We start from the raw sequence: 7,584 nt of genomic DNA on the forward strand, positions 1-7,584 counted from the left end.
CGCTCACCGGCGCGCGCGCCCGTGCCACTCGAACCGCAGGCCGAACGCCGTCGCGCCCGCGGCCATCATCATCAGCGCGAACCACGTGATCGCGTAGACGAGGTGGTTGTTGACGAACGTCACCACGGTCAAACCGCCCTTGGGCCAGCCACCAGGGTTGGGGGCCGCGTCCGCATCCACGAAGAACGGCGCCACGCGGTCGAGGTGGTGGACGGCGACGATCGCGGCGACGTCGCGCGAATACCAGCGACCGGCGGCGGGGTCATTGCTGCGCAGCATGTCGCCACCCGGTTCGGTGATGCGGAGCAAGCCGAGGACGCGCACCTTGCCTGTCGGCGCTGGGCCCTGCGAAGCTGAGGCAACGAAGCCGCGGTTGACCAGCACCACGAAGCCGCGGTCTTCACGCAGCGGCGTCATCGCCCAAAAGCCAGGCCCGTCTTCCGTCGATGCCGTCACCAAGGCTCGCGCCGTGCCGATGTAGCGCCCGCTAAGGCTGACGCGGCGATACTCGTCGTGCGCCCTAGTCACCCTCCCCCACTCTGCCGGACCGGGCACCGGAACGGGCGCGGCGGCCAACCTCTCGCTGGTCCGCGCGATCAGGCCGAGCTTCCAGGCGCGCCGCTCCACCTGCCACGCGCCGAGCCCTGCAAAGGCCAGCGTCGCGACGAGGCCCAGCGCCGCGATCGCGGCCAGCGCGCGCCACGATCGCGGTGGACGCGCGCTGCCGGCCGTCACGGCATCTGGCTCATGTCGTGCGCGGACATCGGCATCATGTTGGTGTTGAGGTGGTACATCACCCATAGCGATCCGCTTAGCGCTATGACGACCAGCACGACGGTGAAGATCAGCGCCATCATCGTCCACCCTCCTTCCGACTTCGCGTCCATGTGCAGGAAGTAGACCATGTGGACCACAATCTGCACCATCGCGAGAGCCATCACGATCAGCCCAGTGATCTTCGCGTCGGAAATGGCGCCGGTCATCACCAGCCCGAACGGGATCGCCGTCAGCAGCACCGACAACGCGAAGCCGGTGAGATAGCCAAGGCGGGAGCCGTGACCGTGAGTGTCGCCGTGCGCGTGCAGCGCGGCGTCGTGATTGGCGGCATCGCTCATCGCAGGCTTCCCAACAGGTAGACGAAGGTGAAGACGCCGATCCAGATGACGTCGAGGAAATGCCAGAACATGCTGAGGCACATCAGCCGGCGCTTGTTCGCCTGGATCAGACCATGCTTGCCGACCTGCGCCATCAGCGTCGCGATCCACACCAACCCGACCGTGACGTGCAGGCCGTGTGTGCCGACCAGCGTGAAGAAGGCGGACAGGAACGCGCTGCGCTGTGGTGTCGCGCCATCGGCGATGAGCGTCGAGAACTCGTACATCTCGATCGACAGGAAGGCCAAGCCGAACATCGCCGTCGCCGCCATCCACCCTTGCGTGCGGCGGACGTGGCCGTCCTCCATCGCCAGCATCGCAAAGCCATAGGTGATCGACGACAGCAGCAGCATCGCGGTGTTCACCGCCACCAGCGGCAGCTCGAACAGGTCGTGTGGGCTAGGACCGCCCGCATAGCTGCTGCCCAGCACGCCATAAATCGCGAACAGGACCGCGAAGATGAGGCAATCGCTCATCAAGTAGATCCAGAAGCCGAGCATCGTGCCGCCGCCGTCGGCATGATGTTCCTCGTCCGCGAGGTAGAAGGTGGGTTCGGACGGGTCGCGGCCGATCGGCGGAAAGGGCTGTGCGTTCACGTCACGCGTCCACGAGCTGGCGTTGATTTGCCGTTTCGGTTCGTTCGACCTCTTCGGCGGGAATGTGGAAGTCGCGGTCGTAGTTGAAGCTGTGCCCGATCGCGACCGCCAGGATCGCGACAAACGCCGCCGCCGCCATCCACCAGATGTACCAGATCATGCCGATGGCGAAGACGACGCTCAAGCCGCCCAATATCACTCCGGCGCCGGTGTTGCGCGGCATATGGATCGGCCGGTAGCCGCCTGTCGGCGCCTTCGCGCCGCGGTCCTTCATGTCCGCCCACGCGTCGCCGTCATGTACAATCGGCGTGAAAGCGAAATTGTACGCAGGCGGCGGCGATGTGGTGGCCCACTCCAGCGTACGCCCGTTCCACGGGTCGCCCGTCGTGTCGCGCAACCGTTCACGATCGCGGACGCTAACGTAAAACTGCATGAGCATCGCCAGGATGCCAACGAATATTAACGCCGCGCCGAACGCCGCGATCACGAACCAGATCTGAAGCGACGGATCGTCGAAGTGGCGCAGCCGCCGCGTCACGCCCATGAGTCCCAGCACGTAGAGTGGCATGAACGCGAAGTAGAAGCCGACCACCCACGACCAGAACGACACCTTGCCCCACCACGGATCAAGCCGGAAGCCGAACGCCTTGGGGAACCAGTAGTTGATACCGGCAAACATGCCGAACAGAGTGCCGCCGATGATGACGTTGTGGAAATGCGCCACTAGGAACAACGAGTTGTGCAGCACGAAGTCCGCTGACGGCACCGCCAACAGCACGCCCGTCATGCCCCCGATCACGAATGTCAGCATGAACGCGACGGTCCACATCATCGGCAGCTCGAAGCGAATGCGTCCGCGGTACATGGTGAACAGCCAGTTGAAGATCTTCGCGCCCGTCGGTATCGAGATCACCATCGTGGTGATGCCGAAGAACGAGTTGACGCTCGCGCCCGACCCCATCGTGAAGAAATGGTGCAGCCAGACCAGATACGCCAGGATCGTGATGCAGACGGTCGCGTAGACCATCGACGTATAGCCGAACAACCGCTTGCCCGAGAAGGTGGAGGTGATCTCCGAAAAGATGCCGAACGCGGGCAGGATCAGGATGTAGACCTCCGGATGACCCCAGATCCAGATGAGGTTGGTGTACATCATCGGATTTCCGCCCAGCTCGTTGGTGAACAGCGCGGTCCCGAGATACCGGTCAAGCGACAGCAGCGCGAGCACCGCGGTCAGCACGGGGAAGCTCGCGACGATCAGCACATTCGTGCACAGCGCCGTCCAGCAGAAGATCGGCATCTTCATCATCGTCATGCCCGGCGCGCGCATCTTGACGATGGTGGCGATAAGGTTGACGCCCGACAGCAACGTGCCGATACCCGCCACCTGCAACGACCAGATGTAATAGTCGACGCCGACGTCCGGGCTGTATTCGGTGCCCGACAGCGGCGCCATCGCGAGCCATCCAGTGCGCGCGAACTCGCCGACGAACAGTGACGTCATCACAATCGCCGCCCCAGCCGCGGTGAACCAGAAGCTGAGGTTGTTTAGATAGGGAAACGACACGTCGCGCGCGCCGATCTGCAGCGGCACGACGAAGTTCATCAGTCCCGTCACGATCGGCATCGCGACGAAGAAGATCATGATGACGCCGTGGGCGGTGAACACCTGGTCGTAGTGGTGCGCGGGCAGGAAGCCCTGGTTGTCACCGAACGCCATCGCCTGTTGCAACCGCATCATGATCGCATCGGAGAAGCCGCGCAGCAGCATGACGATCGCGAGGATCATGTACATGATCCCCACCTTCTTGTGATCCACGCTGGTGAACCACTCGTGCCACAGATATCCCCACAGCCGGAAGTACGTCAGCGCCCCGAGCACGACCGCGCCACCCAGCGCGACGACCGCGAAGGTGCCGATCAGGATCGGCTCGTGCAGCGGGAAAGACTCCCAGGTTAGGCGACCGAAGATCGTCTTCCAGCCCATGTGGTCGAACATCGTCATCCCTTGTCGGTCAGAGTGTGGATGCCATTCGGCGTACCGGGCGCCAGCATCGTGAAATCGCGATTGCGGTTGGGCAGCCGCGTCTGTGTCCCGGGCGGTGGCACGGGTTCACGGTCCTGGCTCCAGTGCGGCGAACTGCCCTTCTCGTTGCCGTCCCTGAACAGCGCGCCCTCGGGCTTGCGCTGGCCGTTGCCGGCGCGCGGGTTGCCGTTCGCGCCTTTCCGGGCACCATGCGTATCGGCGCGGCGGTCGGCGGCCATCATGTCGGCTAGGCACGTCTGCCCCGGCTTCACGCACATGTTGAGGATTGCGGGGTACAGCCCCGGCGCGACCGCGGCGTAGCGCTGGACGGGCACCTTTTCGCTCGGCCGCTGCAGCAGCAGGAAACGTGCGCGGTCAAGCTGTATGCTCCCGGCACGCACGCTCGCCACCCATCGGTCGAAGCCGACTTGCGGCAGCGCGTGGAAGCGGAACCGCATGTCGGAGAAGCCGGCACCGTTGTAGTTCGACGCCTGCCCCGCATAGACGCCAGGCGTGTTGACGACAGCGTGGAGCTTCGTCTCCATCCCCGGCATCGCATAAATCTGGCCGGCGAGCGCGGGGATGAAGAACGAGTTCATCACCGTCGTCGACGTGATCCGGAAACGGATCGGCACGTCGACCGGCGCGGCGAGCTCGTTCACCGTCGCGATGCCGAGCTTGGGATAGATGAACAGCCACTTCCAGTCGAGCGCCACAACCTCGACCTCCAGCGGCTCGACGCCGCTCGGCACAGCGCGGCCGGGCGCGATCCGGCCGACGGGGCGGTATGGATCGAGCAGATGAGTGCTGCTCCACGTCACCGCGCCGAGCAGGACGATGATGAACAGCGGGATCGCCCAGATCACCAGCTCGAGCTGGGTCGAATGGTCCCAGTCGGGCGAGTAGGTCGCGTCGGTATTGGTGTGGCGATAGCGGACCGCGAACAGGACGGTCAGCACCATGACCGGCACGATCACCAGCAGCATCAGCCCGGTGGCGATCAGGATCAGGTTGCGCTGCTGGATCGCGATGTCGCCCGCCGGGTGCATCACCACCATGTCGCACCCCGACAGGAGCGCGAGCAGCGGCAGCGCGGCGAGCCAGCGGCCACAGCGACCGGGTGATGAGGGCTTCGTCATGTGTCGCCAGATAGTCGGCGGCGGCGGCGGCCGGCATTGGACAGTTTGTCCTATCCCGTTCGCCGGTCGGGCGGGGCATAGCACCGGCATGCGCCGCCGGCACCGATCGGCGGACCGGAGATCTGCGCCATGACCACCCAGACTGCCGCGCCGCCGCCGGGCCCCTCGTCCGGGCCGTTGGAACGCGACGCGCGGGCACTCAACGCGCGGCATTCAGCCGTCGCACCCGGCGAGATCGCGATCGGGGTCATCATCGGGCGGACGGGCGAGTTCTTCGACTTCTTCGTCTATGCGATCGCGTCGGTGTTGGTCTTCCCCGCGCTCGTGTTCCCCTATGTGGACCGGCTGACGGGAACGACCTGGTCGTTCGCGATCTTCGCGCTCGCCTATGTGGCGCGGCCGTTCGGCACGTGGCTGTTCACCACGGTGGACCGGCATTACGGGCGCAGCGTGAAGCTGACGAGCGCGCTGTTCCTGCTCGGCACCTCGACGATGACGCTCGCCTTCCTGCCCGGTTACGCCTCGATCGGCGCGGCGTCGGCGGTGGTGCTCGGGCTGCTGCGGATCGGCCAGGGGCTGGCGCTGGGCGGCACATGGGACGGGCTCGCGTCGCTGCTGGCGCTGGGCGTGCCGGCGGAGAAGCGTGGCTGGTACGCGATGATCCCGCAGCTCGGCGCGCCGCTGGGCCTGCTAGTGGCGAGCGGTCTGTTCGCCTTCTTCACCGCGACGCTCTCGGCGGAGGATTTCCTCGACTGGGGTTGGCGCTACCCGTTCTTCGTGGCGTTCGCGATCAACGTCGTCGCGCTCTTCGCCCGCCTGCGCATCGTCGCGACTCCCGAATACGCCGAGCTGTTCCAGACCCGCGCGCTCCAGCCCTCTCGCTTCCGTGAGACGGTGCGGGCCGAGTGGCGCACTCTCATGCTCGGCGCCTTCGCGCCGCTCGCCAGCTTCGCCTTGTTTCACCTCGTGACGGTCTTCCCGCTGTCATGGATCGCGCTGTTCACGCGGCAGCAGCCGACCCGCTTCCTCGTGATCGAGGCGGCGGGCGCAGTGGTGGGCGTCGTGTCGATCGCCGCCTCCGGGCTGATCGCGGATCGGATCGGACGACGCACCTTGCTGGGCTCGTCGGCGGCGGCGATTGCGGTGTTCAGCCTCGTCGCGCCCCGGCTGCTCGATGGCGGTGAAGTAAGCGAAGCGTTGTTCATGCTGGTAGGTTTCGTGCTGCTCGGCCTGTCGTTCGGCCAGTCATCGGGCGCGGTCACGTCGAACTTCGCCAAACGCTACCGCTACACCGGAGCGGCGATCACGTCGGACGTCGCCTGGCTGTTCGGCGCCGGCTTCGCGCCGCTCGCCGCGCTGCTGCTGGCGAGCCACGCCGGCCTGTGGTCGGTTGGCGGGTATCTGTTGTCGGGGGCGGTCTGCACGCTGGCGGCCTTGCACGTTAATCGCGAGTTCGCTCGAAGGACGGCCTGAGCGGAACGGCCTCGGGCTGTGCGAGGAGGCGCTGTCATGGGTGGTCTGATCTGGTTGTCGAAGGCGCAGATGCGTCGGATCGAGCCGCATTTCCCGCTGTCGCACGGTAGGCCGCGGGTCGATGATCGGCGGGTCATCAGCGGCATCATCTTCGTGATCCGTAACGGGCTGCGTTGGTGCGACGCGCCGGCGGGTACGGGCCGCACAAGACGATCTACAACCGCGTCATCCGCTGGAGCCGGCTTGGCTTGTTCAACCGTATCTTCGAGGCGCTTGCCGCCAAGGGTGGCCGGCCGGTCGGCTGATGATCGCCTTCATGTCTGCCATCGCGATCGCCGCAACCGTCATCTTCTGGCCGTAGATCAATGAGTCCTGAGCCTGCCATATGCTGACGAGGATTGCAGCTGGCAGAGCAGCAACTCGGCGGTTGCCGCAGAAGTCACGCGCCTGGAGTGCTGAGACAAACTGTTTGTGCAGCATGACAAAATGCTCGACGCTTGGGTTGCCTGAAGCGTGACGAAGCCGTCCTGACTATCGGTCGCCGCCGCAGCGGCGGATTTCGGAGCGCGACCATGATCAGCTTACGGCTAGGATGGCATCCGCCAACCGACCCGGCATGGATAGAAACGGCGAATGTGATGATGCGAGCGTCGCGACTTTGCTGCACGATCGAGCGCCGATCATCTCGTCCTGCAAAATCGAAGTCACTACCTGATCCTGCGTGCATCGGATATACGAGCGGGGCACCGCGGCGAAACGATCAGTCAATATGATCTTTCCAAAGGCTGGACGCAGCGGCTCTTTCACGAGGTTCGCATTCGCCCAGGCGATCTTATCTGCCGAGCAATCGCCGTAGAAGATCGGCCCCGACTTCTCCGGATTCACCGAGATGAACCCCCTCAGTGCCGAGGTGCGCGTCGCTTCGCCGACACGCGAGGTCTTGTCGCGGGCACCCAGGGTGATCACCCTGTCACCACTCACGGGGAGGTAAGCCGCCAGATAGATCAGCCGCGTGAACAGCGTTGGGTCAAGCTCCGCGGCCGCGGACATTCCCATGCCGCCCGTGGAGTGCGCAAGTGCGAGGACCGGGCGGCGTATCGCAGCGGCGCTGGCGGCGATCGCCTGCGCCTGATCCCTCAGCCTGTCAACGGCGGAGCAAAATCAGGCCAGCGGGGCGGAGTAAAAGCAGGCCAGTT

7 protein-coding genes and 1 pseudogene are annotated in these 7,584 nt (G+C 65.2%); 2 read left to right on the forward strand and 6 right to left on the reverse strand.

The features are described from left to right. Positions 1 to 3 precede the first annotated feature (3 nt). From ACFE65_RS11390 to cyoA, 5 genes are all read right to left on the reverse strand, one after another. Complete coding sequence (locus tag ACFE65_RS11390) at positions 4 to 735, reverse strand: SURF1 family protein (protein WP_375382479.1); 732 nt, start codon at positions 733 to 735, stop codon at positions 4 to 6. Further along, complete coding sequence (gene cyoD / locus ACFE65_RS11395; protein ID WP_375382480.1) at positions 732 to 1,115, reverse strand: cytochrome o ubiquinol oxidase subunit IV; 384 nt, start codon at positions 1,113 to 1,115, stop codon at positions 732 to 734. The genes ACFE65_RS11390 and cyoD overlap by 4 nt, the downstream gene beginning before the upstream one ends. Then, complete coding sequence (gene cyoC / locus ACFE65_RS11400) at positions 1,112 to 1,654, reverse strand: cytochrome o ubiquinol oxidase subunit III (RefSeq protein WP_375382485.1); 543 nt, start codon at positions 1,652 to 1,654, stop codon at positions 1,112 to 1,114. Before cyoC ends, cyoD begins: the two co-directional genes overlap by 4 nt. 97 nt (positions 1,655 to 1,751) lie before the next feature. Beyond that, positions 1,752 to 3,749: a cytochrome o ubiquinol oxidase subunit I gene (gene cyoB / locus ACFE65_RS11405; protein WP_375382481.1), complete on the reverse strand. Its 1,998-nt coding sequence runs from the start codon at positions 3,747 to 3,749 to the stop codon at positions 1,752 to 1,754. A 2-nt stretch (positions 3,750 to 3,751) separates the two neighbouring features. Beyond that, a complete protein-coding gene (gene cyoA, locus ACFE65_RS11410; RefSeq protein WP_375382482.1) occupies positions 3,752 to 4,915 on the reverse strand; it encodes a ubiquinol oxidase subunit II in 1,164 nt (387 codons plus the stop codon). A gap of 129 nt (positions 4,916 to 5,044) precedes the next feature. Here cyoA and ACFE65_RS11415 point away from each other — a divergent pair, with 129 nt between their 5' ends. Both ACFE65_RS11415 and ACFE65_RS11420 read left to right on the forward strand, forming a co-directional pair. After that, positions 5,045 to 6,388: an MFS transporter gene (locus tag ACFE65_RS11415; RefSeq protein ID WP_375382483.1), complete on the forward strand. Its 1,344-nt coding sequence runs from the start codon at positions 5,045 to 5,047 to the stop codon at positions 6,386 to 6,388. Between the two features lie 36 nt (positions 6,389 to 6,424). Continuing rightward, positions 6,425 to 6,672: pseudogene (locus ACFE65_RS11420) on the forward strand (transposase); the annotation flags it as partial. A gap of 292 nt (positions 6,673 to 6,964) precedes the next feature. Here ACFE65_RS11420 and ACFE65_RS11425 read toward each other — a convergent pair. Beyond that, on the reverse strand, positions 6,965 to 7,528 hold the full coding sequence (locus tag ACFE65_RS11425) for an alpha/beta fold hydrolase (RefSeq protein WP_375382486.1): 564 nt from the start codon (positions 7,526 to 7,528) through the stop codon (positions 6,965 to 6,967). Between the last annotated feature and the right edge of the window lie 56 nt (positions 7,529 to 7,584).

Origin of the sequence: uncultured Sphingomonas sp. (assembly GCF_964237335.1) — a bacterium.
Lineage (GTDB): Bacteria > Pseudomonadota > Alphaproteobacteria > Sphingomonadales > Sphingomonadaceae > Sphingomonas.